The organism is Candidatus Poriferisodalis sp., assembly GCF_965208555.1.
GTDB lineage: Bacteria > Actinomycetota > Acidimicrobiia > Acidimicrobiales > Poriferisodalaceae > Poriferisodalis.
On sequence record NZ_OZ242342.1, the window covers coordinates 633,543 to 657,577 of the forward strand.

Below are 24,035 nucleotides of genomic sequence, written 5' to 3' on the forward strand. Positions count from 1 at the left end.
GTTAGAGCGTGTAACGCCGCGCACCGACGCTGATGACGATGCCCACCGCGGCAAAGGCGGTGATGGTCCCGGAACCGCCATGGCTCATGAGCGGCAGAGGAATACCGGTGATCGGCATGATGCCGATCGTCATGCCGATGTTCTGGAACACCTGGAACAGGAGCATCGACAGAATGCCGACGGTGAGTAATCGTCCGAACGGGTCGCTGGCCACACGGGCGATCTGCCATATGCGCAACGTCATGTACGCATACAGCGCCAGCAGGACCGTGCCGCCGACGAGACCGAACTCCTCCCCCAGCGCCGTGAAGATGAAGTCGTTGTGCTGCTCAGGAACCAAGTCCAAGTTGGTCTGGGTGCCTTGCTTCCAGCCTTGGCCCCAGATGCCACCGGCGCCGATGGCAATCTGGCTCTGACGCAGGTTGTAGGAGGCCTCCAGGGGCTCGAAATCCTGATCCAGGAACGCCGTCAAGCGGTTTCGCTGGGTCTCATTGAGCAGGCGAGGGCCCTGGAACGCATCGATGCTGAACACCAGCACCAGCAGCAGGATTCCGATCAGCGTGATGACGACGATGTGGCGGACTTGCGCCCCGGCGACCAGCAGCATGCCCATGGCGACGGCCACGAAAACCAGCATCGTGCCCAGGTCGGGCTGCAGGTAGATCAGGACCATCGGCACCACGAGCAGCACGCCCGCGTTGAACAGCGTGTCGAAGCGCAGGTACCCCTCGTGGCTGGCGACGAACGCCGCCAGCGACACGATCACGACGAGCTTGGCGAACTCCGAGGGCTGCACTTGGAACCCGAAGACCGGCAGCACGAACCACGACCGCGCATTGCGAATCTCCGGTGCCCAGAACAGCAGCGCCCCCAGGGCTGCGAGCGCCGCCAGATAGGCATGCGTCGCATAGGCGCGCAGCACCCGGTAGTCCACGACAGCGGCGACCACCATCGCCACCACCCCCAGGCCCACGAAGATCGCCTGGCGTCGCGCCACCGTCCACGGGTCGCCGCCTTCAAAGGACAGGCTCCGCCATGTCGAGGAGTAGTTCATCGCGACGCCGAGCAGCGCTATCGCCAGCGCAGCCAGCGCCAGTGAATAGTCGGCGAACCAGGCCGGGGATTGCAGCTCGCGCCGCCTCTGTGCCCGATTCAGCAGCCGTGAGATCATCGCGCCAAGGCTCCCTCGATCTCATCCACATCAGGGATGCCATCACCGTCCGCATCGGTGGGTGTGTTCGCTCGTGGCAGCTGGATGCCCCACGGGCAGCCCTCAGGCACGTAACCGAGAAACGCCGGATCGCCTCGCAGCGCCTCCGGCACTTCGGGACACTCGGGCTGGGGCGGCGCGAACGCGATCTGGGGCTCAGGCCAGCGCTGCTCGTAGGCCCGCACCGCCTCGATGATCCGACGAGCCACAGGCGCCGCTGCCTCGCCGCCGTAGCCGGCCTCTTCCATGACGACCGCAACGGCATAGCGGGGGTCGTGCGTCGGTGCCCATGCAACGAACACCGCCGTGTCCTCCTTCTTGCGCCGCAGCACCGCGTTCAAGCCTTGCGCCTGGGCTGTGCCGGTCTTGCCCGACACCGGGTAGCCCTCATGGTCGTAACCGTCGAACGCCTTCGCGGCCGTGCCCCGCAGCCGGGAATTGGTGACATTGCTCAACCCCTCGCGCACGACAGCGCTGCCCTCGGGAAAGCTCACCACATCGAGCACCCTGGGTTCGAAAGTCAGCACCGGCTCACCGAAGGTCTCAGCGCGCCGTGAGATGACTGCTTCCACGATGTTCGGCGAGAAGAGCGTCCCGCCGTTCGCGATGGTGGCGTAGGCGTTGGCGAGCTGCATGGGTGTCACGGCCACGAACCCCTGGCCGATGCCGGTGTTGATGTTGTCGCCCGGGAACCATCGCGGCGGCTCGTCGTAGGGGTTGTAGGCCTCGGGGCTCAGCTCGAAGAGGGTCTCCTTGACGTCGCCATCGGGCACGCGGCCTGTTTTCTCGAAGGGCAACTGCACACCGGTCGGAGAGCCGAAACCGAGCGCTCGCGCCATGTCCTGGATCGCCCACTGCTCGGGTCCGTCGATCCAGTACAGGTCGTCGGACACCTTGTAGAAGTACGCGTCGCTCGAGCGGGTCAGCGCTCCGGACAGGTCCAGCGTTCCGAGGGCAGCCCGATCCGCATTGAAGAACGTGCAGCGCCCGGTGCAGCCTCGCGCGTCGGGAATCCTGTAGTAGCCGACGTCGTGAAAGGCCGCCCGCGGCGAGATGAGTCCCGCATCCAATCCGGCCAGTGCTGTCACGGGCTTGAACACTGAGCCGGGCGAGTAGGTGCCCTGCACCGCCAGGTTGTTGAGGGCTCCTGGCGCGTAGGGATTCTCGAACACCGACCGGTACTCCGCCAGCGACAGTCCTTCGACCATCCATGTGGGGTCGTAGGTCGGGTGCGACACCATGGCCAGCACGTCGCCATTGCGTACGTCCATCACCACCGCAGCCCCGGTGAGTGCCGGGTAGAAGAAACCGGAGTCCTCGCTCACCGTCTTGCGGGCAGCGATCAGTCCCTGCCGCAGATATGACTCGGTGGCGGCCTGCAACTCGACGTCGATGGACAGCACGATGTCGTGACCCGGTTCAGGGGGCACATCGGCCAGGATCCGCTGGACTCGGTCCTGCCGGTCGACTTCGAGCTTGGTGCGCCCCGGCTCGCCGTGGAGCTCGGCCTCGAACAGGCCCTCGATGCCGGCCCGGCCAACCCGTTCGTAGGGCAGGTAGCCGTCATCGATCAGCTCGCGGTGCTGGCGCTCGGACATTGCCCCGACGTAACCGACGATGTGCGCGCCGACCTCGTTCTGCGGGTAGACGCGCACCCAGTCCCACCTGGCTTCCACCCCGGCGATCGAACGCTCCGCTACCCGCAGCAGGCCGTCTTCGTCGAGGCCTGTCGCCACCACTTTCGGGGCAAGCGGGTGCGTGCGCTGATCCGCAAAGCCCCTGCTGAGCTGCTCTGCGGGCACATCGAGCAGATCAGCCAGCTCGGTCAGCACCGCTTCGGTGTGCTCCTCGCTGTATCTCGAGTGGTCATAGGTCACCACCCCGGTGCGGACGTTGTCGGCGAGCACCACACCGTGACGATCGAGGATGCGGCCGCGGGTCGGCGGCGTGATGATGATGCGGACCTGGTTCGACTCCGCCGCCACGGCGAACTGCTCCGTTTCGAGCACTTGCAAGTACCACAGGCGGGTGAACAGCGCGCCGAACAGGCCGACCATCACGATGCCGACGAAGGCCATCCGCCGGCGGACCCGCTCATCCACCGCGAGCCGTGCTTTCCGGACTGGCAGACATGCGAGGACGGATGATGAGGGCCCAGCGAGTCGCTCGCTCCAGCGACAGATAGGTCACGAAGGCAGCGACGCCGGTGACAATGGCGATGCGGACGAGCGGCGCCTCGGTCACGTAGACGAGGTCCATCAGCCAGCCGGCGCCGGCGAAGAGGCCGATCCCTCCGGCTGCCAGCACTGACGCCGCCGCCGACCGCATGAGCCTGCCGGCCGAGGGCATCTGCTCGGCCAGGGCACCCGACAGATAACCCACCAGCGTCATCACGAGCAGCGACATGCCGAACGGCGTGTGCAGGATGAGATCGGAGGCCACTCCGCAGCCCCCGCCGAACGACGCCCCCGTGCTGCGGCCGCCCACCATCCCCCCGGCAACCGCCAGCAGCACCAACGGATCGACAATGACTCCCGCCGGCGTGATGTGCGCCAGCAGGCCCACGTGAACCATGACAGCGACCGCCAGCACCAACGCCGACCGGGCCAGCGGCCCGGCGCCGGCCATCATCGCCCAGCTCCCGTCGACCCAACCGCCGGCGACGCAGGCCACGTCGACGCAGGCCACGTCATGAATCGCCTCCCACCGTGCCTGCATCGGCTGGGCCATCCGGCGGTTCGCGATCCACGATCACCGGTTCGGGGACGTTGGGTTCATAGAGCAGCACTTGCACCCAGCGGAGCCGCTCGAGATCGGCAGCAGGGTGGACAGTGACGCGTTGCGCGCCCCGCACCGCGTCGGGCTCGACATCGGTGACGGTGCCCACGAGCAGCCCGGCGGGAAAGGTGCTGCCCTCGAAGCCGCTCGTCACCACGGTCTCGCCGGGAATGACGACAGTCTCCAGCTCGATATAGCTCACCTCCAAGTCACGACCCGGCCCCCGTCCCGAAGCCAAGCCGTCATCCCCGGACCGAACGATGCGCACACCGGCATCGAAGTTCGGATCGGTCAGCAGCTCGACGGTCGCCCACGACGGCGTGACCGTCACGACCCGTCCGATCAGACCGTCGCCACTCTCGACTGCCATGCCCTCGCGAATGCCGTCGCGACGGCCTGCATCGATATCGATCGTGCGCTCGAAGTTCGACACGGGCGCATCGATGACACGCGCCGTGACCCGCGGGATCGCCCGGACGACGTCACGGGCGCCCAAGAGCGCGAGCAGTTCCTGGCGGTCCCGCTCCAACTCGCCGACCCGCAGCACTGACGCCCGCACTGTTGCCAGCTCGCCGCGCAGCTCCGCATTCTCGGTTTCGAGATCATCGAAGCTGACCAGGCCGCGCCACGCGTCGCGAAGCGGGCTGGTCACCCAGTCCCCGAACGTGCGCACCGGTCCCAGCAGCTCCTGCGCCCCGCCGCGGGCAGTGTCCAGCACACCGCCCGAGCCGCGTGCGTCGAGCGTCAGCAGTGCAATGGCCGTCACGACGAGCAGGGCCAAACGGAGCCAAGTGCGTCTCCGAATGCCGGCGCGGCGGGCCACGGCCGGGGGCGTCAGCGCCCCTCGGTGGAGGAGTACAGCACCCCGTGGAGGACGTCGAACTCTTCGAGCGTCTGGCCGGAACCGCGCACGACGGCGAACAGCGGGTCCTCCGCGATGTGGACTGCAACGCCTGTCTCCGAGCGCAGTCGATCCGGCAGACCGCGCAGCATCGCTCCGCCGCCCGCAAGCGTGATGCCGTAGTCCATGACGTCGGCAGCCAGTTCCGGGGCCGTGTCGTCGAGCGTGGCCTTCACCGAGTCGACGATGGCGCTGACTGGTCCTGCGATCGCTTCGCGAATCTCGAGGCTGTCGACGCTGACCGATTCGGGCAGCCCGCTGACCATGTCGCGGCCACGGACCTCGGCGTAGATCTCCTGCTGCAGCGGCCAGGCCGACCCCAGCGCGAGCTTGATCTCCTCCGCAGTGCGCTCACCCACGATGAGGCCATGTTCCTTCTTGACGTGGGCGACGATCGATGCGTCGATCATGTTGCCGCCGACGCGAGCGGAACGAGCCGTCACGATGCCGCCGAGCGAGATCACAGCGACTTCGGTAGTTCCGCCGCCGATGTCGACGATCATGCTGCCCTGCGCCGTCTGCACTGGCAGCCCGGCACCGATCGCCGCGGCCATGGGCTCCTCGATGATGTAGGCCCGGCGGGCGCCGGCGTACTCGGCAGCTTCCTGCACCGCACGCTGCTCCACGCCCGTGATGCCCGACGGCACGCAGATCACCATGCGCGGCTTGGGCCAACGCGTCTGGCTGACCTCGTTGATGAAGTGCCTCAGCATCTTCTCGCAGATATCGAAGTCGGCGATCACGCCGTCCTTGAGCGGGCTGATCGCGGTGATGTTGCCGGGCGTCCGGCCGATCATGCGCTTGGCTTCGAGACCGACGGCCAGCGAGTTGCCCGTCATCGAGTCGACAGCGACCACCGAGGGCTCATTGAGCACGATTCCCCGGCCGCGAACGAAGACGATCGTGTTCGCCGTGCCGAGATCGACCGCAATGTCGCGGCCGCCGAACACCGGGCCCCGCCGGCGAGATCGGGATGACCCGTTCGACGCCATCAGCTCGTGGCCTCGCTGATCGTCGCCGTGCTGCCGGCTGCGCCGTTGCTCGCCGTGCCGGCTGCCTGCGCGAGGGCGGGGAAGAACAGGGCAACCTCGCGCTGGGCGGAGGTCTCGCTGTCTGAGCCGTGCACCAGGTTCTCCGTCGGAGACAGCCCGTAGTCGCCCCGGATAGTGCCGGGCGCCGCGGTGGCGGGATTGGTGGCACCCATGAGGGTGCGAACGACGGCGAACACCTCGTCGCCCGCGTCGGCAGGGCCGTCGAGCACCATGATCACCGACGGCGAGCGGGTGATGAAATCCAGCAGCGGTGCGTAGAAGCTCTTGCCGGCGTGCTCGGCGTAGTGCTGCTCGGCAGTGCTGCGCTCGATGATCCGGTGCTCCAAGGCAGCGATCGCGAGCCCCTTGCGCTCGAATCTGCCCAGAATCTCGCCGACGAGGCCGCGCTCGACTGCGTCGGGCTTGCAGATCACCAGCGTTTGCCCCATCGCTGTCTCCCTCGGCTCCCTCGGCCCTGCTCGCGTCCTGGCGCGATGCGCCGGCGGATGCGCGACCGAGGCTAATGCGGGTGAGCCCCCAGAAGTCGCCGCGCTTCGGCCGCAACGTACAGCGAGCCGCTCACCACCACGATGCCCCCGGGACCGGCCCGATCACGGGCAACCCCCACTGCGTCCGAAACGGTTGCTGCGCTGAGGATCTCGGGCGCTGGCTGTCCGCCGGGGTCCGCCCCAGCGGCAGCCTCCACCGCCTCCGCGATCGCCGCAGGCGCCAGCGCGCGCGGCCACTGCGCTGCGGTGGCCACGACCGCGTCGAAGGAGCCGAGATCGAGCACCTCGCAGAACGCGGCGGGGTCGTGCGGCCGGTTCGCGCCCAGCACGAGCACGGTGGAAGCGCCGTCCGTGCGAGCGCTGCCCGTGCGAGCGCTGCCCGCCGCGGTGTCATCGGCTGCGGGCGACGCCTCGCGACGTGCCGATTCGACCAGCAGTGATTCGGCCAGCGTGTCTCGCAATGCAGCGGCTCCGGCGGGATTGTGTGCACCGTCGATCACCACCGTCGGCTCCCGGGCAACAATCTCGAAGCGTGCCGGCAGCGAGATGTCGCCCAATGCAGCAGCAACCAGGTCGGCGTCCAGAAGCCGACCGAAGAACGCCTCGACCGAGCTGATGGCGGTGGCGATGTTGGTCGCCTGATGAGCACCGTGCAGCGGCACGAAATGATCGCTGTGCTCCCCGAACGGCGTGCGAACCGTCACGAGCTGACCGCCGACGGCGGGTCGGCGCTGAACAACGTCCCAGTCGATGCCGCGCTGCCACATCTCGGCACCCGCCTGCTCCGCCGCGGCGGACACGATGCCGGCGAGCTCGGGCGCCGTCTCACCGCAGACGACGGTCGACCCAGCGGAGATGATCCCGGCCTTCTCCGAGGCCACGTCGGCCAGCGTGGGCCCGATGATCTCCAGATGGTCCGCGCCGACGTTGGTGATGACCGCCACGGCGGCATCCACGACGTTGGTGGCATCCCAGCGCCCGCCCATGCCGACCTCGATCACGTTGACATGCGCCGTGGAGGCAAACCAGTTGTATGCCGCCGCAGCCATCACCTCGAAGTAGTTCGGCCGCTCGCCGCACCGCTCGATCACCATCGATTCGAAGACGGCGACCTCGCTGATCGCCATCGTGAACGCCTCATCGTCCAGCGGCTCGTTGGCCACCGTGATCCTGTCGTTCACACGGTTGATGTGCGGAGACGTATAGCTGCCGGCAGCGAGCCCGCACGCCCCCAGCAGCGCCACCGCCATCCGCGCCGTGCTGCCCTTTCCATTCGTGCCGGTGATGTGAATCGCCGGCACGCTGTCCTGCGGGTCGCCCAGCACACCCATGAGCGTCCACATGCGGTCCAGGGTCGGCGGCGCTGCGTCGGGACTGCCGAGCAGGCGTTCAAGGTCGATGTGGGAGTCCAGCCAATCGACCGCCGCCTCGTAGTCGCGCAGCAATTCGGCTGGTGTCACTGATGGCCCCGTCTCTGGGGGGCCGGTGCCTGACGACCCAGTGTCCGATGGCCCTGTGTCCGAAAACCCAGTGTTCAAGAGGCGCGGCGCGTCACGGTCGAACGGGGCACCAGCGTCGGATTCACCTTGTCCAGCACGACCTCCCGGTCGACGATGCAGCGAGCCACATCGTCACGACTCGGCAGGTCGTACATCAGCCCCAGCAGGACTTCTTCCAGGATCGCTCGCAAACCCCGGGCGCCGGTGTTGCGAAGCATCGCCTGATCCACGATCGCCTCGAGTGCATCAGCGGTGAACTCGAGCTCGACGTCGTCCAGCTCGAACATCCGGCGGTACTGGCGCACCAGGGCGTTCTTCGGCTCGGTGAGGATCCGTCGCAGCGCATCAGGGCCCAACGGATCCACGACGCCCACCACCGGCAGCCTGCCGATGAACTCGGGAATCAGGCCGAAGTGGCGCAGATCCTCGGGCAGCACATCCGGCAGGACGTCGAGCGCGGATCTGTCCGCAGCGTTGCGCAGCGTCGCCCCGAATCCGACGCCTCGCTCGCCGACACGGTCGGCGATGATGCGCTCAAGCCCGTCGAACGCTCCCCCGCAGATGAACAGCACGTTGCTGGTGTCGATCTGGAGGAACTCCTGATGCGGGTGCTTGCGGCCGCCCTGCGGGGGAACCGACGCCACGGTGCCTTCCAGGATCTTCAGAAGTGCTTGCTGGACGCCCTCGCCCGACACGTCTCTGGTGATGGAAGCGTTCTCGGCCTTGCGTGCGATCTTGTCGATCTCGTCGATGTAGACGATGCCCGTTTCGGCCCGCTTGACATCGAAGTCGGCTGCCTGCAGCAGCTTCAGCAGGATGTTCTCGACGTCTTCGCCCACATATCCGGCCTCGGTGAGCGCTGTGGCGTCGGCGATGGCGAACGGCACGTTCAGCATGCGTGCCAGCGTCTGCGCCATCATCGTCTTGCCGCAGCCAGTGGGGCCGATCAGCAGGATGTTCGACTTGGCGATCTCGACCTCTTCGGGGGTGCCCGGGCCGGTGGGCTCCAAGCGCATGCGCTTGTAGTGGTTGTACACAGCCACCGACAGGATCGTCTTGGTTCTGTCCTGATCGATGATGTAGTCGTCGAGGAAGGCGAAGATCTCTCGAGGCTTGGGCACCGCCTCGAACGGCGTCTCGGTCGACGTCTCGACCTCGTCGTCGATGATCTCGTTGCACAGGTCGATGCATTCGTCGCAGATGTAGACGCCCGGGCCCGCGATGAGCTTGCGCACCTGTTTCTGGGACTTGCCGCAGAACGAACACTTGAGCAGCTCGCCGCCTTCGCCGAACTTCGCCACGCTGCACCTCCCTCCCGTCGAGCACTCGTTGCGGGTAGCCGTATAAGGCTCGCACACAGCCTGTCCGCGCGCGACCCGGGTTTGATGTTGACCGCCAAGGATGGCACAGCGGGCACTGAACAGCGGGATCCATTGCGCCGCGCCGCCCGAGGCTGCCTCACGGGGAGCGGCCCGGACGCGCCGGTAGGCTCCGCGCTTCGTGAAGACGACGCTGACGCCGCTGGATCCAGCGGATTTCATCGGGCCCGCGCCGGTTTCTGAGCCCGATCCCACGCTCGACGACGACACACTGACCGGCCCCGACGCCGATGACCTTGGCGCCGCGGACACCGCCGGCGCAGCCGCTGGCGACGATGCAGACGGCGCAGCCGACGGCGACGATGCAGACGGCAGCGAGATCACGACCGAGAGGTTCATCGGACCGCGCGTCAAGCTGACCGTCGAGGTCGACGCCGAGACATTCGACGCCGATGTCGACGCGGCATTCCGCAAACTTGCCCGCGAGGTGCGCATTCCCGGCTTCCGCCCGGGCCGGGCGCCGCGCCGTGTGCTGGAGTCGCACTTCGGCACCGACATCGGCCGAGCCCAAGCCCTAGAAGAAGCGGTGCCCCGGTACTACTCCGAGGCTGTTCGCGACAACCGGGTGGACGTGGTCAACCAACCTGAGCTCGAACTCACCCTCGACGGCAGCGACGGACCGGTGGCGTTCGAGGCGACCGTGGAGATCCGGCCGGTAGTGACCATCTCGGGCTACGAGAGCCTGCAGATCGAGATCCCCAGCCCAGAGCCGACGGACGAGGAGATCGACGCTCGCATCGACGAGACGCGCCAACAGTTCGCCGACATCACCGAGGTAGATCGCCCCGCTGTGCAAGGCGATCGGGTCACCATCGACATCGAGGGATCTGTGGAGGGGGAACCGCTTCCCGGGCTCTCGGCACAGGACTACCTCTACGAGGTCGGCAGCGGTGGCATCGTTCCCGAGGTTGACGAGCAGCTCGACGGCTGCGAGGCCGGCGCCGACTTGTCGTTCAGCGCGCCGCATCCGGTGCAGCCGGAGATGGAGATCGACTTCGAGATCACCGTCAACACGGTGTCCGAGCTGGTGCTGCCCGAGCTCACCGATGACTGGGTGGACGAGAACACCGAGCACGACAGCGTGTCCGACTTGCGCGACGCCACCGCACGACAGCTGAGCTTCGGCCGCATCATGCAGGCCAACATGGTGCTGCGGGACGAAGCGCAGAAGCAGCTGGCGGAGTTGGTCACCGGACCCGTTCCCGACGCCATGGTCAACGGTGCGATCGCAGATCGCATGCAGGAGCTGGGCAGCGGGCTGCAGCAGCGGAACATGACAATCGAGGACTGGCTGGAGGCAACGGGCCAGGAGCCGGCATCGTTCATCACCGAACTGCGTGACGATGCCGAACGAGGCGCTCGCCTCGATCTGGCCCTCCGCGCCGTGGCCGCAGCCGAAGCGCTGCAAGCCGACGACGATGACATCGACGGGGAACTGGAGCGCATGGCGGCGACTGATGGCCGCAGCGCAGCACAGCTGCGTGAGGTCATGGTCGACACCGACGGGCTTGCACACTTGACCTCGGCGATTTGCAAGAGCAAGGCACTGCAATGGGCGATCGAAGCCGCCACACTGATCGGACCGGACGGCGACACCATCGAGCGTTCGGCGCTCGAGCTTCCGACGGCCGGTGATGCCTCAACACATGGAGCACCGGGCACCGACACCGGCGCAGACGACACTGACACTGATTCCGACGGCACTGATTCCGACGACACTGGGGACACACCGTGACAACCGAGTTCTCCGCTAGTTCGCATGCAGCGCTCCCCAAAGGGGACGAGGGCGCCGAGCGCTACCGCGCCCGCAACTACCTGGTGCCCACCGTCGTAGAGCAGACAAATCGCGGCGAGCGCGCCTACGACCTCTACTCGCGCCTGCTGAAAGAGAACATCATCTTCTTGGGCACGCCCATCGACGATGTCGTGGCCAATCTGGTGTGCGCGCAGATGATCCACCTCGAGTCGGAGAATCCCGACAAGGACATCAACATCTACATCAACTCGCCCGGCGGCGACATCAGCTCGCTGTTCGCCATCTACGACACCAGCCAGTACATCCGCAACGACATCACCACGATCTGCCTGGGCCAGGCCGCGTCGGCGGCGGCAGTGCTGCTAGCGGCGGGCACGCCGGGCAAGCGGATGGCGCTGCCCAACGCGCGGGTGCTGCTGCACCAGCCCTACGGCCAGGCGATGGGTCAGGCGACCGACATCGAGCTGGCGGCACGGGAGATCGACCGGATGCGTGAGCGGCTCGAGCGGATCATCGCGCATCACACCGGCCAGGATCTCGAGCGCATCCACACCGATACGGAACGTGACTTCATCATGGATGCCGAGGCAGCCAAGGAGTACGGGATCATCGACGAGGTGATCGCGAACCGCCAGGTGCTGGAGGACGGCCCGATCCGCGCCGCCTAATTCAGTGGGCGAATGGGTGTGCCCGCTACGGAGGCAGCAGGCGCCCTCTGCTCCGGGAATCCAGCAGGTTCCAACCTCGCAGAGTTCACCTGCTGCCTCCGCAGCTATGGCATCTGTGCCTCTCCGCTCATACGCCGAGACGAGCGGACGACGGGAATCGAACCCGCATCATCAGCTTGGAAGGCTGAGGTTCTGGCCATTGAACTACGTCCGCGCGAAGCGCCGAGGGTAGCGGGGCGCGCCGGGCTGGATCGGGCCGTTATCTGTCGAGGTCGAAGGGCAGTGACGTGGTGGTGGCGACTCGGTCGGTGCCATCGAGGCTGACCCGCAGTTCGGTGCTGGGCGCGAACCAGGGCGGGTCCAGCAGCGCGAGGCCGATGTTGGCGTCGAAGCGCGGGGACCGTGCGAGGGCTCGCAGCGTTCCGACCGGGTGGCCGTCGGAGCTCTGAACCGAGCGAGGCGATCGCAGGGGCGACGGCGGATCGCCGCCGATCACCAGTCCGACGAGGCGTCGCTGGCCGCCAGACGCCCGCCGGGCGCGCAGCGCCGCCTTGCCGATGAAGTCATGCCTCGTCGAGGCCTCCGGACCGCCATCGTCATCCCTCAGGCTGACGAAGCGGCCGATGCCCGCCTCGTCGGGATCGGTATCGGCATCGGTGTCGCCGCCGAACGACAGCAGGAAGCTCTCGATGCGCTCGGGGTTGTTCGGCGCGCCGACGCCAAGCCCGAAGGGCTGGCCTGCTTCCCACAGCAGGTCCCAGAGCTGTTCGCCCTTGGCGCCGTCCATCAAGAAGAGCTCAAAGCCGTCCTGACCCGACCAGCCCGAACGGCACACCACCATCGGGATACCCGCCGCCTGCTGTCCCTCGGGTTCGCCGAGTGCGGGGTGAACACATTGGACAAACCGGAAGAAGCGCAGTTCGCGAACCCAGTCGCCCAGCGCTGCAGCCACGACATCTTCGGCGCGAGGCCCCTGGACGGCGAGCGGCCAGACGTCGGGCTCGGTCACCTCGACGTCGTACCCGCCCTCGCCGGCGACGGCTCGTGCCCACAGCAGCACATCGCTGTCGGCAATCGAGAGCCAGAACGTCGTCTCGTCGATACGCAGCGCCATCGGGTCGTTGACGAGTCGGCCTTGGTGGTCGCACATCGGCGCGTAGCGAGCCATGCCCACGCGCAGGTCACGCAGGTCACGGGCGCAGAGATAGGTCATCAAGCGGTGGGCATCTGGTCCGGCGATCTGCACTTGACGCTCGCAACCGACGTCCCAGATCACCGCCGCCTCGGTCAGGGCCCGGTACTCCGCCGCCGGATCGCCGGTGCTGATCGGCAGGACGGTGTGGTTGTACACCATCGCCTTTGTCATGCCCGCCGCCACTGCACGGTCGGTGAACGGTGTGATCTTGGTCCTGGGACCGACGATCAGCTCCACCTGATCAGGTCCATCAGATCGGCTCCATCGGAGAGTTGCAGCTGCACGGCCAGGACAGGCGAGGTCGGCTAGCGGGGCGGAAAGGCCTGCAGGTGGCCTTCGTCGCGAAATGCTTCGAAGAACTCCAGCGTGTATGCCGATTCGGGATCGGCGCGCACCCGCTCGTCGATGCGGTAGGCGTCGTCGCCCACCAGGATTCGCCACCGGCCCGCCAGCACGTCCGACAGGATGATCTCGGCCGCCTGCGCCGCTGAGGTGGGAGCGTCGTCGCGGAACCGGGTGTTGCGGTCGGTGATCAGCGCTTCGACGTCCTCGTCGCTGAACGCGTCGAGGTCGACGCCGCGAGCCGCCATGTTCTTGCGGATGAGCGGCACGTCAACGCCGTGGATGGAGAAGCTGTTGAGTGCAATCGAAGTGCCGATGTGTCCGGGCATCACCACGTGAGCGCTGACGTGAGGAGCGTGAATCTCCAAATCCTGTATCAGCGCCTCGGTGAAGCCCTTCACGGCGAACTTGGCTGCGCAGTAGGACGTGTGCGGAGCGCCGGGGCCGACCGTCGCCCAGAAGCCGTTGATGCTGCTGGTGTTCACCATCGCCCCGGCATCGGAGCGCACCAGCATGTCCATGAAGGCGCGGGCACAATTCAGCACACCGTCCCAGCACACAGCGAAGGTCTTGTCCCATGCGGCGCGCTGGTCGTCAATCACGAAGCTGCCGCCGCCTCCGACACCCGCGTTGTTGAACAGCAGGTTGATGTGGTCGGTGTCGTGCGAGGCCGCCACCTCGGCGGCGAAGGCAGCAACAGCGTCGGCGTCGGTGACATCGCAATCGTGTGTCGTGATGCGCACACCGCTTGAGCCGCTGGTCGCCAGCTCTGCGGTTCGCGCCAGTTCCTCTGCATTCAGGTCGCATGCAGCGACATGGCATCCGGCTGCGGCGAGCTGACGCACCAGCTCACGCCCCATGCCGGTCCCCCCGCCGGTCACCAAGGCGATGCGTCCCGCAAGATCAGTGACTGCCATGGCTCAACCCCCTGATTGTTCTTGGTCCGGTCCATCGGCGAACATCGCCGCCGCTGCGGATTCCATCTCTTCGGGCGTCACGTCCCGCACGTGGGTCGCGATCGACCACTTGTGCCCGAACGGGTCTCGGATGCTGCCGAAGCGGTCGCCCCAGAACATGTCTGCCGGTGGCATGAGCACCTCCGCGCCCATGGCCACCGCCTTGTCGATGGTCGCGTCGCAGTCGGCGACGTAGCGGTGCATCGTGACGGTCGAACCAGCCAGCGCCGCTGGCGCGGAGGGTTCGCCTCCCCATTCCGGGAAGTCGTCGGCGAGGAAGATCAATCCATCGCCGAGCACCAGTTCGGCGTGCATCACCTTGTCGCCGCCCGGTGCCATCTGACGGTTGGTCTCCTGGGCGCCGAAGGCCTCCGTGTACCACTCGATGGCATCGGCCGCTCCGCCGGGAGAGCCGTCGGTGCGTGCGCCGATCGTCATGTATGGCACGACGAATGGCCGGTCTGGGGGAATGGGATTGACGTCACTCATAGGCGCGGACTCTAGCCATGCGCTTCGGGCCGCAATGCAGTCGCCCAAGCGTTCCCGTTCACCCTCGCGAGGCTGCGAGAATCAAGGCCGAGACAAGACAGAGGTTCGGCGCGCTCGCTCCCCGCCGAGCGCTGCCGGCGAGGAGGACTCCCATGAGGCAAGTCGACCACTGGATCGGCGGTCAGCGAACGCAGGGCTCGCCGAAGACGATGTTCGAGGTGACCGACCCGGTCGCCGGCAGCGTGATCGCCCAGGTGCCGATGGCGTCTGGGAGCGACGTGGACGCTGCGGTCGGCGCCGCCCGCTCGGCCTGGGAGGGGTGGCGGGAAGCCTCCATCTCGTCCCGAGCGGCGGTGATGTTCGCGTTGCGCGAGCTGCTCGAGGAGCACCGTTTGGAGCTGGCCGAGATGGTCTCGGCCGAGCACGGCAAGGTGCGGGAAGACGCACTGGGCGAGATGCGGCGCGGCATCGAAGTGGTGGAGTTCGCCTGCGGTGTCGGCCAGCTGCTGAAGGGCGAGCGCACCGACGACATCAGCACCGAGCATGACGCCTACACGGTGCGCCAGCCGGTTGGGGTCGTAGCGGGCATCACCCCGTTCAACTTCCCCGCGATGGTGCCGATGTGGATGTATCCGGTCGCCATCGCGTGCGGCAACTGCTTCGTGCTGAAGCCGTCCGAGAAGGACCCGTCGGTGGCGGTGCGCATCGGCGAGCTGTTCGCCGATGCGGGGCTGCCGGACGGGGTGTTCAACGTGCTGCACGGCGATGCCGATGCGGTGAATGCGTTGTGCGAGCATCCGGGGATTGACGCGGTGAGCTTCGTGGGCTCCACACCCATCGCTCGCCACGTGCATCGGACCGCATCGATGGCCGGAAAGCGGGTGCAGGCGCTCGGCGGCGCCAAGAATCACATGATCGTGCTACCCGATGCCGATATCGGCCAGGCCGCGGATGCCGCCGTGTCAGCTGGGTACGGGTCGGCCGGCGAGCGCTGCATGGCGATCTCAGTGGTGGTGGCGGTGGGCGCCATCGCCGACGACCTGTCGGGTGCGATATGCGATCGGATCGATGCGCTGCGGATCGGACCGGGCCTCGGTGCGGAACCGGTGGACATGGGTCCGCTCGTGACCGCCGAGCACCGCGACCGGGTGCTCAGCTACATCGACTTGGGCGAATCCGAAGGTGCCGTGGTGCTGCGTGACGGCCGTGAGCTGGTGGTGGACGGCCATCCGGACGGCTACTGGGTGGGCCCGACGCTGCTCGACGAGGTCAGCACCGAGATGAAGGTGTACGAGGACGAGATCTTCGGCCCGGTGCTGTGCCTGGTGCGGGTGGAGTCGTTCGAAGAGGCGATGGAGCTCATCGAGAACAACCAGTTCGGCAACGGCGTGGCGCTGTTCACCCGGGACGGCGGCGCGGCGCGGCGCTTCCGGCGTGAGGCCCCGGTTGGCATGGTGGGCGTCAACGTGGCGATCCCGGTGCCGATGGCGTACCACTCATTCGGCGGCTGGAAGGACTCGCTGTTCGGCGATCACCACATGCACGGCCCCGAGGGCATTCGCTTCTACACACGGCTGAAGGCGGTCACCGAGCACTGGCCGGACCCCGCCGACCGCGGCGTCGACCTGGGCTTCCCCACCGCCCGCTGATCCTCGTCGGGAAGGCGGGATTTGAACCCACGACCCCCTGCTCCCAAAGCAGGTGCGCTACCAGGCTGCGCCACTTCCCGAGTCTGAATTGATTTGGCTCAGTCGTCGACGGCGATGACCTGAGTGGGGCAGCTCGCCGCTGCCGTCCGCACAGCGCTGTGGTGCTCGGCGCTCGGACTGTCCTCGAGCAGCCGGACGAGTCCGTCGTTGCCCACCTCGAAAATGCCCGGGGCGATCATCTCGCACGAACCGCTGCCGATGCACTTCTCGACGTCGATGGTGATCTTCACACTGCCTCCAAGTCGTCGGGCCGCAGCATGCCTGCGGCCCGGGGGCCCTTGCCCTGTGTGCCGGCACCACGCTACGCGTCGCGCCGCCGACATCTACGCCATCAGATCTCCAGCAACGCACACGGGCAGCAGCGACCAGTGGCCGTTACTCTCTGCGGCGGCCGACCCCGGCCGTGCCCGCCACGCATTCGTGCCCACGAGGAGGACCACTGTGAAGATCGGCGTGATGATGTTTCCCACCGACAAGGCCATCGGGCCTGTCGAGCTGGCGAAAGCCACCGAGGAGCGGGGCTTCGAGTCGCTCTGGTTCCCTGAGCACAGCCACATCCCCACCAGCCGCGAGACACCATGGGGTGGTCGTGAGGGTGCTCCCCCGCTGCCCGAGGAGTACTGGCGCACCCATGACCAGTTCGTGTCGCTGGGCGCCGCTGCAGCGGTGACGGAGAACATCATGCTGGGCACCGGCATCACGCTCGTCGCCCAGCGCGATCCGATTTGGCTGGCCAAGGAAGCCGCGACGGTGGACCGGATCTCGAACGGTCGGTTCATCTTGGGCATCGGGTACGGCTGGAACAAGGAAGAGCTTGCCAACCACGGCGTGAAGTACACCGACCGGCGTGCGATCACCCGCGAGATGATGCTGGCCGTGCGCGAGCTGTGGACCTCCGACGAGGCCGAATTCCATGGCGACTGGGTGAACTTCGACTCATCGTGGGCATGGCCCAAGCCTGTGCAGGAAGGCGGGCCGAAGGTGATCCTGGGCGGTGCCGCAGGGCCGAAGACCATCGCCGACATCGTCGAGTTCTGCGACGGCTGGATGCCCATCTCGGGTCGCTACGACCTCGACGTGCCGGTCAAGCAGATCCGTGAATCGGCGATCGAAGCCGGCCGCGACCCCGACGAGATCGAGATCGGCCAGTTCGGCACGCCCCCCAAGCCAGAGATCATCGAGAGCCTCGCCGAGATCGGCTGCACCCGGGTGGTGCTCGGACTGCCACCTGCCGACGCCGACACGGTGCTGCCGATCCTCGACAAGTACGCCGAGCTGCTGTAGCGGCGAGGCCACGGGTACATAGCTGGCCGACAGCCGGCAACGCAGCCCCGCATGTGCTGGGGCAACGGCAACAATGGGCGCCGTGACTGACAGCGCGCCCGGTGTCGAACATCTTGACGTCGTCGACGAAGTGGGGCGCTACGTGCGCACAGCCCCCCGGGACGAGGTGCACGAGCGAGGCGAGTGGCACCGCGTCTTTCACTGCCAGATCGTCACACTTCGTGACGGTGTGCCGACCGCGGTGCTCCAGCGACGCTCGCGCTCCAAGGCCGCCTTTGCGGGACTGATCGACATCAGCGCTGCCGGGCATCTCGCCGCAGGTGAGACCCCGCTCGACGGTGTGCGCGAGCTGGAGGAAGAACTGGGCATCGCTCCGGCTCGTGCTGACCTGGTGCCGCTCGGTGTCCGGCGGCTGGCCGATGACAGCGGCGAAGGCAGGCTGAACTGCGAGCTGACCAGCGTGTTCCTGTTGCGCGACGACCGTCCGCTCGCCGGCTACGTGCTGGCGCGCGACGAAGTCGACGCAGTGCTCGACGTGCCCATCACTGACCTGCTCGCGCTGTTGGGCGGCGCACCGTCCATCACGGTGCAGGGTGTCTCGTCAGCCGGTCATCCCGACGCTCGCGAGATTGCACTCGACGTCACACTTGACGACTTCGTGCCCAGCTCCGAGTACTGGGTGGTGTTGATGGTGATGGCCCAGCGATTCCTCGCCGGCCAACGCCCGCTCGCGGTCTAGAAGCGCGCCAGCAGCGCGATGACATCGTCGCCGTAGCGCTCCAGCTTTGTCGGCCCGATGCCCGGCACAAGCAGCAGCTCTGCTCGCGCTGCCGGACGGCGATGAGCAATCTCGATCAACGTCGTGTCGTGAAACACGACGAAGGCAGGCACGCCGTCGAACTGGCTGCGTTCCCGCCTCCACTCACGTAGCGCCTCAAACACCGCCGCGCCTTGGGGATCCGTCGGCGGATCGGGTCGCGCAGACGGCGAGTCAGGGTCTTTGTCGCGCTTGCGGTCCTTCGGGGCGGACACGCCCGATCTTCCTTGAGCACCCGCCCCAACCGCCGATTGTCGTTGCTCTCGTTGTGCCCCCTCTCGAGGAGCTGGGGGAGCCAACTTGTGCAATTCGGACAGGAACGGCGACGGTTCGTCGCCGCAGATCAGCGTCACCGATTCCGAACACCGGGTCAGGGCGACGTGGAACACGCGGCGCTCTTCCTCGACATCGTGCGACAGGCGGTGCGGCATCAAGCCCGCCGATGCCTCGTACACGATGACGTGGGGCCATTCGAGACCCTTCACCCGATGGACCGTCGCCAGCCGCACGCGATCGCTGCCGCTGTCACCGCCACGATCGCCGCCACCGCCCCAGCCGCTGCCGGACCCCGCGCGGCCTGCAGCGTTACGGCTCGCCTCGCCGCCACCCGTTTGATGCGCGGCACCTGCGCCCTCGTCGGTGCCGAAGCCCATTGCGTCACCGTTGTCTCGACCCCGGCCATGCCCGCCGCCGTCGAGCTGAGCTGCCAGCCACCCGGCGAAGCCGGACGGGTCCGGGTGTAGATGCGCCACCGAAATGAGCGCGCGCAGATCGTCGCCGTGGGCCGACCGGTCCACCGAGCGGCGCGACGCATCCAGCCGAGAATCGAGACTGCTGCCCAGCCCGAGCTCGTCACGCACGGCTTCCAAGATCTGTCTCGTCGTGAGCTGCTCGTTCGCTGTGCGCTGGCGAAGGAGTTCCAGATCATCTGCGAACTCGTTGATCTTGATCGAGGTGCGTTCGTCGCTGAGGCGATCTGCCAGCGCCCGCAGCTCGCCGAGAGTGCGCTGCTCACCGATCCACTCGATCACACGGGGCGAGATTCCCCGAGGCGGGCGTCTTGCCGCGTCCGACAGTGCGCCGCTGGGCAATGCATGACGCGGAGCGGTCGCCAGCTTCAGCCACGCCAGCGCGGCGGCCACGCCGGTGCGCTCGAGGAAGCGCCGTCCAAGGGGAGCATCCGCTGCGACACCCATGTCCCCCAGCACGACCTGCGGCACTAGCAGCGTGCTGTTGACCCTGGTGAGCACGGCGATGTTCGACGGCCGGACACCTCCCTCGATCAAGCGTGAGACCGTCTGTCGCAGAGCGGTGGCCGCATCCGAACTGTCAGCCACCGTGACCGCTCCCACAGAAGCGTTGGCTGCTGCGGCATCCGCATCCTTGCGGTCTCCGGCTGCCGTGATCTGCTTGTCGATACGCAGGTGATTGTGAGACAGCAGGTTGACGGCTGCGCCGACCACCGGCGGCGGGCAGCGATAGTTGACGTGCAGGTGATGTCGTTTCGCACCGGGGAAGTACCGGTCGAAGTCAATGAGCCACTGCGGCGATGCGCCCGCATAGCCGTAGATGGTCTGGTCGTCGTCGCCGACGCCGAACACGTCGGCTCGCGGTCCGGCCAGCAGCCGGATCATCAGCAGATGGGCGGGTGTCAGATCTTGGAACTCGTCGATGAGCAATACCCCGCAGATGCGACGGGCCGCGGCTCGGGCCGCAGGGTCGCGCAACAAGATGTCGATGGCCTGGATGATCTGCTGATCGAAGTCGACCAGACCATCAGCCTCAAGATCAGCGACATAGCGCGGTGCAACTTCGGCGAACTCAGGCACATCGGGCTGGAAGTCACGCTCAACCTCGGCGAGGTCGCGCAAGCCGAGACGGGTGGCGCTCAGTGCCTCCAGCCACGGCGCGAGCTGATCGGTCATGGCCCGGCGGCGGCGCTTGACGTAGCCATCGAGACGCTCGCGGACGTCGACCTCGCCGATCACCTCGACACGGCCGTGGTGCGCTGGCCGGGCGAACGGCCCCGTGCCGTTGCAGATCGCCAGAGCAAGGCTGTTCAGCGTGCGCACCTGCAGGCCCGTCAGGTCACGAGTGCGCTCCTCCATCTCGCGGCGAGCCCGCACATTGAACGCCACCAGACATACGGCGCCGGCGGCGATGCCCACGTCACGCACGAGATAGCGCGCTCGCTCGGTGAGCACTCGGGTCTTGCCCGATCCTGCGGGCGCCACGATGCACGCAGCCCCGCCCAGGTGACCGACGGCGTCGCGTTGGTCGGTCGCCAAGTCGGCATCGGGCGCCACCGTCTTGATGCCCTGCAGGCTCCCGGCAGCGAGATTCGCCGCAGGAATGACAGCCAACGGCAGGTCGAACGCATCCAGCGGCCCGCCGTCACACCACACCGGTCCGGCATCGGTGACCACGTCGCCCGCACCCAGTGGATCCTCAGCCGGAGAATTCGATACCGCATCGCTCGCAGCGGGCTCGCCATCGCGCATGTCGTTCCCAGCCGGCCTGCCCGCTCGTGCCGCCCCGAGTCGCAGCGCCACCTCGACCGGCGCGAACCGCACCCGTTGGGAATGCCGCGCATCGACGGCATTCGCGGTGAGCAGGTGCAGCAGCACCTCAGGTCGCAGCGTCAGGCCGGGCGTCAGTTCCCACCACGGTGCCTGCCACACGGGCAACGCGTCGGGCAAGTCGCCGTCGAGTTCGATGACCAGCCGGGTGCGTGTCAGCCATGCATCACGCAGTCGATGTCCGACCTCTGCACTGAATTCACCGGTGCTGACACGAAGAGATTCACCATCGGCCCATGCGGCTGGCACCGGATCGCCCCGGCGCACCAGCACGCTGCGCCCCAGCTCGGGTGGGCCCGCGAGCGAGCTGGGGTCCATTCCGGCGCAGCCAGCCGAACAAGTCGCTAGCGGCCGACGCCGATGAGGTGCATCGCCTCCGCACGGGTGGCCGTGTTGCGGAACTGGCCGCGCACCGCCGAGGTGATGGTGAGCGAGCCAGGCTTCTGCACCCCCCGCATCGACATGCACTGGTGCTCGGCCTCGACCACCACGAGGGTCCCCCGTGGCTCGAGCACTTCCATCAGCTTGTCGGCCACCTGGGTGGTGAGGCGTTCCTGCACCTGGGGGCGGCGGGCGTAGGCCTCCACCAGTCTCGCCAGTTTCGACAGACCGGTGATCATGCCCCGCTCACCGGGGATGTAGGCGACGTGCGCCCGCCCCACGAACGGCATCAGGTGGTGCTCGCACATCGAATAGAAGGGGATGTCTCGCACCATGACCATCTCGTCATGTCCGGTCTCGAACTGCACCTTCAGGTGATGTTCGGGATCTTCCTGCAGGCCGGCGAACACTTCGGCGTACATGCGGGCCACACGCTTGGGCGTCTTCTGCAGGCCATCACGGTCGGGGTCCTCCCCGATGGCCAGCAGGATCTCCCTCACCGCCTTCTCGATGCGGTCGGTGTCTACCTGCTGGTCGGTCACGGCGCCATTGGTGGCGGCGATCGATGGCGGCTCCGCAGCGTCAGGGCCGGTCAGAGCATCGCCAGCGTCAGGAACTGAGCCGTGCGGCATCCGCTGAACCTACCCGCGTCGGCCGGTGACACCATCGCGATTTCTTGTGCGGCGGCGCTGGTGACAGCAGGCGTAGGCCGCGATGGCGGGACGCCTGCAGGGCCCGGCAATGGTCAACGGCCGCAACGAGGTGCCAGCGTTAGGATCTCGGAAATGGCCATTTTCAGCGAGCTGAAGAGCACTTGGAGCCGGACCAAAGAGCTCGCTTCGGCCTCCTACGGAGTGCTGAAGCGCGACCGGTACCTCATGGCCTTCCCGGCGTTGTCGCTGGCTGCGGTAACGGCCACCTGCGCCGTCGCGTGGGCAGTGGTGTGGATCGCTACCGACGGGCTCAGTCTGAACACCGTCGACGATCCGGGGAAATGGGTCACCGAGCCCCTTCTGTGGATCGTGCTGATGGTCGCGATCCTGCTGAGCACCTTCGCGTCGGTCTTCTTCACCGCCGCACTCAGCTACGGGGCCTGGGAGCGATTCCGGGGCGGCACTCCGACCTTCGCAAGCTGCATGTCTGCTGCTCGAGCCCGCCTCCACGTCATCGTGCCGTGGGCCATCCTCGCCGGCCTCGTGGGTTTCGTCCTCGAGGTGTTGTACCGGCTCCCCCGGTTCTTCCGCCACATGGAGCAGGCCGGTCGCCACATCCCCGTAGTCGGCCAATTCGCCGCCATCGGGGCGATGATTGTGGCGATTGCACTCGAGTACGTCTGGTACTTCGTCACCTATCTCGTCGTGCCGGTGCTGGTAGTGGAAGAGACCGGCCCGATTGCCTCGTGCAAGCGCTCCTTCGGGCTGTTCCGCAAGACATGGGGCAAGAGCCTGATCGCACAAGTGGGCTTCGAGCTCATCGGATTTCTCCTCTTCCTGCCAGGTGTGGTGGTCGCGGCCCTCGTCGTGGCCGTCGGGTTGGGCAACCCGGTGGCGCTCATCGTCGGCATCGGCATCGGCGTGGCTTGGCTGCTCGCGGTGATCGTGGCCATGTCGGCGATCGTCGGCATCTTCAAGATGGCGCTGTATCTCTACGTCACGACGGGCGAGGTGCCGGGCGAGTTCGGGGGCATCGGTCTCGAGAAGGCGTTCACCAGCAAGGCAGCGCTCAAGGCCGAACGAGAAGCTCGCAAACCGCTGAAGGATCGTCGAGCCAGAAGGGCTCGCTGAGCGGAGTTACCTCGAACGCCGGCATTGGCCGGCACCGATCTGACGGCACGAGGAGACTCCCGGTTGCGCCCCCGGCAGGACTCGAACCTGCAACCGGCGGGATAGAAGCCCGCTGCGCTGTCCAGTTGCGCCACGGGGGCTCTGGCCACGAGGGCCCAATGGCAATCCTGCCACCGAAGCGGTGCCGGTCCAAGGGTTCTACCGCGCAGCGGCGGCCTGCTCAGTACATTCGGACGTCAACCCTGCCCGTGCCCCGACCCCTGAGGGAGACCGATCGTGACCGAGAAGAACTCCGGCTTCCGCTTCGACACCAGCGATCTCCGGTGGATTCACTACGAGGGCAGTCCGCGGTTCGACTTTCCGATCGACTACGACATCGCCGTGCTCGGCCACGACGAGGATCTCGGACGGCTGGATCTGCTGATCCGCTGGGCGCCCGATGCCTACTGCCACTTCCATCGCCACGTGGCGACGACGACCTCGCTGGTGCTCGAAGGCGAGCACCACGTCATCGACATCGATGACGACGGCAACGAGGCGCATCACGACATACGGCCTGCGGGCACCTACTGCAGCGGTCCCGGCGGTGACGTACACATGGAGCGCGGCGGCCCCGAAGGCTCGCTGGTGCTGTTCTCCATGCACGAGCCCACCGGGCGCATGTTCGAGGTGCTCGACGCCGACTGCAACATCCTCGCGGAGAACACCATCGAATCCTTCATCGAGCAGGACCGCGAACTCGCACGTTGACGCCCAGCGACATCGCAG

General features: G+C 67.1%; 21 protein-coding genes and 3 tRNA genes. 7 read left to right on the forward strand and 17 right to left on the reverse strand.

The window, feature by feature from the left end; all coding sequences use genetic code 11:
* Position 1: 1 nt before the first annotated feature.
* The 8 genes from rodA to clpX form a co-directional block, all read right to left on the reverse strand.
* Positions 2–1,171 carry a rod shape-determining protein RodA gene (gene rodA, locus ACOGXE_RS02960; RefSeq protein WP_419932463.1) on the reverse strand — a complete coding sequence of 390 codons (1,170 nt, stop codon included), beginning with the start codon at positions 1,169–1,171 and terminating at the stop codon, positions 2–4.
* Complete coding sequence (gene mrdA, locus ACOGXE_RS02965; RefSeq protein WP_419932464.1) at positions 1,168–3,312, reverse strand: penicillin-binding protein 2; 2,145 nt, start codon at positions 3,310–3,312, stop codon at positions 1,168–1,170. Before mrdA ends, rodA begins: the two co-directional genes overlap by 4 nt.
* Entirely contained in the window at positions 3,305–3,928 is a 624-nt protein-coding gene (locus ACOGXE_RS02970) for a hypothetical protein (RefSeq protein ID WP_419932465.1), read from the reverse strand. The genes mrdA and ACOGXE_RS02970 overlap by 8 nt, the downstream gene beginning before the upstream one ends.
* Positions 3,900–4,811: a rod shape-determining protein MreC gene (gene mreC, locus ACOGXE_RS02975; RefSeq protein ID WP_419932466.1), complete on the reverse strand. Its 912-nt coding sequence runs from the start codon at positions 4,809–4,811 to the stop codon at positions 3,900–3,902. Before mreC ends, ACOGXE_RS02970 begins: the two co-directional genes overlap by 29 nt.
* An 11-nt stretch (positions 4,812–4,822) precedes the next feature.
* On the reverse strand, positions 4,823–5,881 hold the full coding sequence (locus ACOGXE_RS02980; RefSeq protein WP_419932467.1) for a rod shape-determining protein: 1,059 nt from the start codon (positions 5,879–5,881) through the stop codon (positions 4,823–4,825).
* Positions 5,881–6,369 carry a nucleoside-diphosphate kinase gene (ndk, locus tag ACOGXE_RS02985; protein WP_419932468.1) on the reverse strand — a complete coding sequence of 163 codons (489 nt, stop codon included), beginning with the start codon at positions 6,367–6,369 and terminating at the stop codon, positions 5,881–5,883. Before ndk ends, ACOGXE_RS02980 begins: the two co-directional genes overlap by 1 nt.
* 71 nt (positions 6,370–6,440) lie before the next feature.
* Positions 6,441–7,889 (reverse strand): bifunctional folylpolyglutamate synthase/dihydrofolate synthase, encoded by a 1,449-nt coding sequence (locus tag ACOGXE_RS02990; protein WP_419932469.1) that lies wholly within the window; start codon positions 7,887–7,889, stop codon positions 6,441–6,443.
* A gap of 74 nt (positions 7,890–7,963) precedes the next feature.
* A complete protein-coding gene (gene clpX / locus ACOGXE_RS02995; protein WP_419932470.1) occupies positions 7,964–9,229 on the reverse strand; it encodes an ATP-dependent Clp protease ATP-binding subunit ClpX in 1,266 nt (421 codons plus the stop codon).
* A 199-nt stretch (positions 9,230–9,428) separates the two neighbouring features.
* On the opposite strand from clpX, the gene tig reads away from it, so the two are divergent.
* Together tig and ACOGXE_RS03005 are read left to right on the forward strand one after the other, a co-directional pair.
* Positions 9,429–11,042, forward strand: a complete 1,614-nt coding sequence (gene tig, locus ACOGXE_RS03000) for a trigger factor (protein ID WP_419932471.1) — start codon at positions 9,429–9,431, stop codon at positions 11,040–11,042.
* On the forward strand, positions 11,039–11,731 hold the full coding sequence (locus tag ACOGXE_RS03005; RefSeq protein WP_419932472.1) for an ATP-dependent Clp protease proteolytic subunit: 693 nt from the start codon (positions 11,039–11,041) through the stop codon (positions 11,729–11,731). Before tig ends, ACOGXE_RS03005 begins: the two co-directional genes overlap by 4 nt.
* Positions 11,732–11,873: 142 nt before the next feature.
* Here the strand turns inward: ACOGXE_RS03005 and ACOGXE_RS03010 are convergent.
* From ACOGXE_RS03010 to ACOGXE_RS03025, 4 genes are all read right to left on the reverse strand, one after another.
* Positions 11,874–11,945, reverse strand: a tRNA-Gly gene (locus ACOGXE_RS03010).
* A 45-nt stretch (positions 11,946–11,990) separates the two neighbouring features.
* Positions 11,991–13,163, reverse strand: a complete 1,173-nt coding sequence (locus ACOGXE_RS03015) for a glycine cleavage T C-terminal barrel domain-containing protein (RefSeq protein WP_419932473.1) — start codon at positions 13,161–13,163, stop codon at positions 11,991–11,993.
* Between the two features lie 68 nt (positions 13,164–13,231).
* Complete coding sequence (locus tag ACOGXE_RS03020) at positions 13,232–14,185, reverse strand: SDR family NAD(P)-dependent oxidoreductase (RefSeq protein ID WP_419932474.1); 954 nt, start codon at positions 14,183–14,185, stop codon at positions 13,232–13,234.
* Positions 14,186–14,188: 3 nt separating this feature from the next.
* Positions 14,189–14,713, reverse strand: coding sequence for a VOC family protein (locus ACOGXE_RS03025; protein ID WP_419932475.1), 525 nt, complete (start codon positions 14,711–14,713; stop codon positions 14,189–14,191).
* A gap of 152 nt (positions 14,714–14,865) precedes the next feature.
* Here ACOGXE_RS03025 and ACOGXE_RS03030 point away from each other — a divergent pair, with 152 nt between their 5' ends.
* Positions 14,866–16,362 (forward strand): CoA-acylating methylmalonate-semialdehyde dehydrogenase, encoded by a 1,497-nt coding sequence (locus ACOGXE_RS03030; protein WP_419932476.1) that lies wholly within the window; start codon positions 14,866–14,868, stop codon positions 16,360–16,362.
* Positions 16,363–16,368: 6 nt separating this feature from the next.
* Here the strand turns inward: ACOGXE_RS03030 and ACOGXE_RS03035 are convergent.
* Positions 16,369–16,442, reverse strand: a tRNA-Pro gene (locus ACOGXE_RS03035).
* An 18-nt stretch (positions 16,443–16,460) separates the two neighbouring features.
* Positions 16,461–16,652, reverse strand: a complete 192-nt coding sequence (locus tag ACOGXE_RS03040) for a ferredoxin (RefSeq protein ID WP_419932477.1) — start codon at positions 16,650–16,652, stop codon at positions 16,461–16,463.
* Positions 16,653–16,863: 211 nt separating this feature from the next.
* Here ACOGXE_RS03040 and ACOGXE_RS03045 point away from each other — a divergent pair, with 211 nt between their 5' ends.
* Positions 16,864–17,706, forward strand: coding sequence for an LLM class F420-dependent oxidoreductase (locus ACOGXE_RS03045; RefSeq protein WP_419932478.1), 843 nt, complete (start codon positions 16,864–16,866; stop codon positions 17,704–17,706).
* Positions 17,707–17,788: 82 nt separating this feature from the next.
* Positions 17,789–18,445: an NUDIX hydrolase gene (locus ACOGXE_RS03050; protein WP_419932479.1), complete on the forward strand. Its 657-nt coding sequence runs from the start codon at positions 17,789–17,791 to the stop codon at positions 18,443–18,445.
* Here the strand turns inward: ACOGXE_RS03050 and ACOGXE_RS03055 are convergent.
* Both ACOGXE_RS03055 and folE read right to left on the reverse strand, forming a co-directional pair.
* The gene (locus ACOGXE_RS03055) at positions 18,442–21,420 is read right to left on the reverse strand and encodes an ATP-dependent helicase (RefSeq protein ID WP_419932480.1); all 2,979 of its coding nucleotides are present in this window, start codon (positions 21,418–21,420) and stop codon (positions 18,442–18,444) included. The genes ACOGXE_RS03050 and ACOGXE_RS03055 overlap by 4 nt on opposite strands.
* Positions 21,421–21,446: 26 nt before the next feature.
* The gene (gene folE, locus ACOGXE_RS03060; protein WP_419932481.1) at positions 21,447–22,115 is read right to left on the reverse strand and encodes a GTP cyclohydrolase I FolE; all 669 of its coding nucleotides are present in this window, start codon (positions 22,113–22,115) and stop codon (positions 21,447–21,449) included.
* Here folE and ACOGXE_RS03065 point away from each other — a divergent pair.
* Positions 22,107–23,267 carry a DUF6159 family protein gene (locus ACOGXE_RS03065; protein ID WP_419932482.1) on the forward strand — a complete coding sequence of 387 codons (1,161 nt, stop codon included), beginning with the start codon at positions 22,107–22,109 and terminating at the stop codon, positions 23,265–23,267. The two genes, folE and ACOGXE_RS03065, sit on opposite strands and share 9 nt — an antisense overlap.
* 66 nt (positions 23,268–23,333) lie before the next feature.
* Here the strand turns inward: ACOGXE_RS03065 and ACOGXE_RS03070 are convergent.
* A tRNA-Arg gene (locus tag ACOGXE_RS03070) sits at positions 23,334–23,407 on the reverse strand.
* Between the two features lie 136 nt (positions 23,408–23,543).
* On the opposite strand from ACOGXE_RS03070, the gene ACOGXE_RS03075 reads away from it, so the two are divergent.
* Complete coding sequence (locus tag ACOGXE_RS03075; protein WP_419932483.1) at positions 23,544–24,017, forward strand: cupin domain-containing protein; 474 nt, start codon at positions 23,544–23,546, stop codon at positions 24,015–24,017.
* The last annotated feature ends 18 nt before the right edge of the window (positions 24,018–24,035 follow it).

Coding starts and splice junctions, on each gene's coding strand:
- rodA (WP_419932463.1), bottom strand. CDS start 1,171: ATGATCTCACGGCTGCTGAATCGGGCACAGAGGCGGCGCGAGCTGCAA.
- ACOGXE_RS02970 (WP_419932465.1), bottom strand. CDS start 3,928: ATGCAGGCACGGTGGGAGGCGATTCATGACGTGGCCTGCGTCGACGTG.
- ACOGXE_RS02980 (WP_419932467.1), bottom strand. CDS start 5,881: ATGGCGTCGAACGGGTCATCCCGATCTCGCCGGCGGGGCCCGGTGTTC.
- ndk (WP_419932468.1), bottom strand. CDS start 6,369: ATGGGGCAAACGCTGGTGATCTGCAAGCCCGACGCAGTCGAGCGCGGC.
- ACOGXE_RS03020 (WP_419932474.1), bottom strand. CDS start 14,185: ATGGCAGTCACTGATCTTGCGGGACGCATCGCCTTGGTGACCGGCGGG.
- ACOGXE_RS03025 (WP_419932475.1), bottom strand. CDS start 14,713: ATGAGTGACGTCAATCCCATTCCCCCAGACCGGCCATTCGTCGTGCCA.
- ACOGXE_RS03030 (WP_419932476.1), top strand. CDS start 14,866: ATGAGGCAAGTCGACCACTGGATCGGCGGTCAGCGAACGCAGGGCTCG.
- ACOGXE_RS03055 (WP_419932480.1), bottom strand. CDS start 21,420: ATGGACCCCAGCTCGCTCGCGGGCCCACCCGAGCTGGGGCGCAGCGTG.
- folE (WP_419932481.1), bottom strand. CDS start 22,115: ATGCCGCACGGCTCAGTTCCTGACGCTGGCGATGCTCTGACCGGCCCT.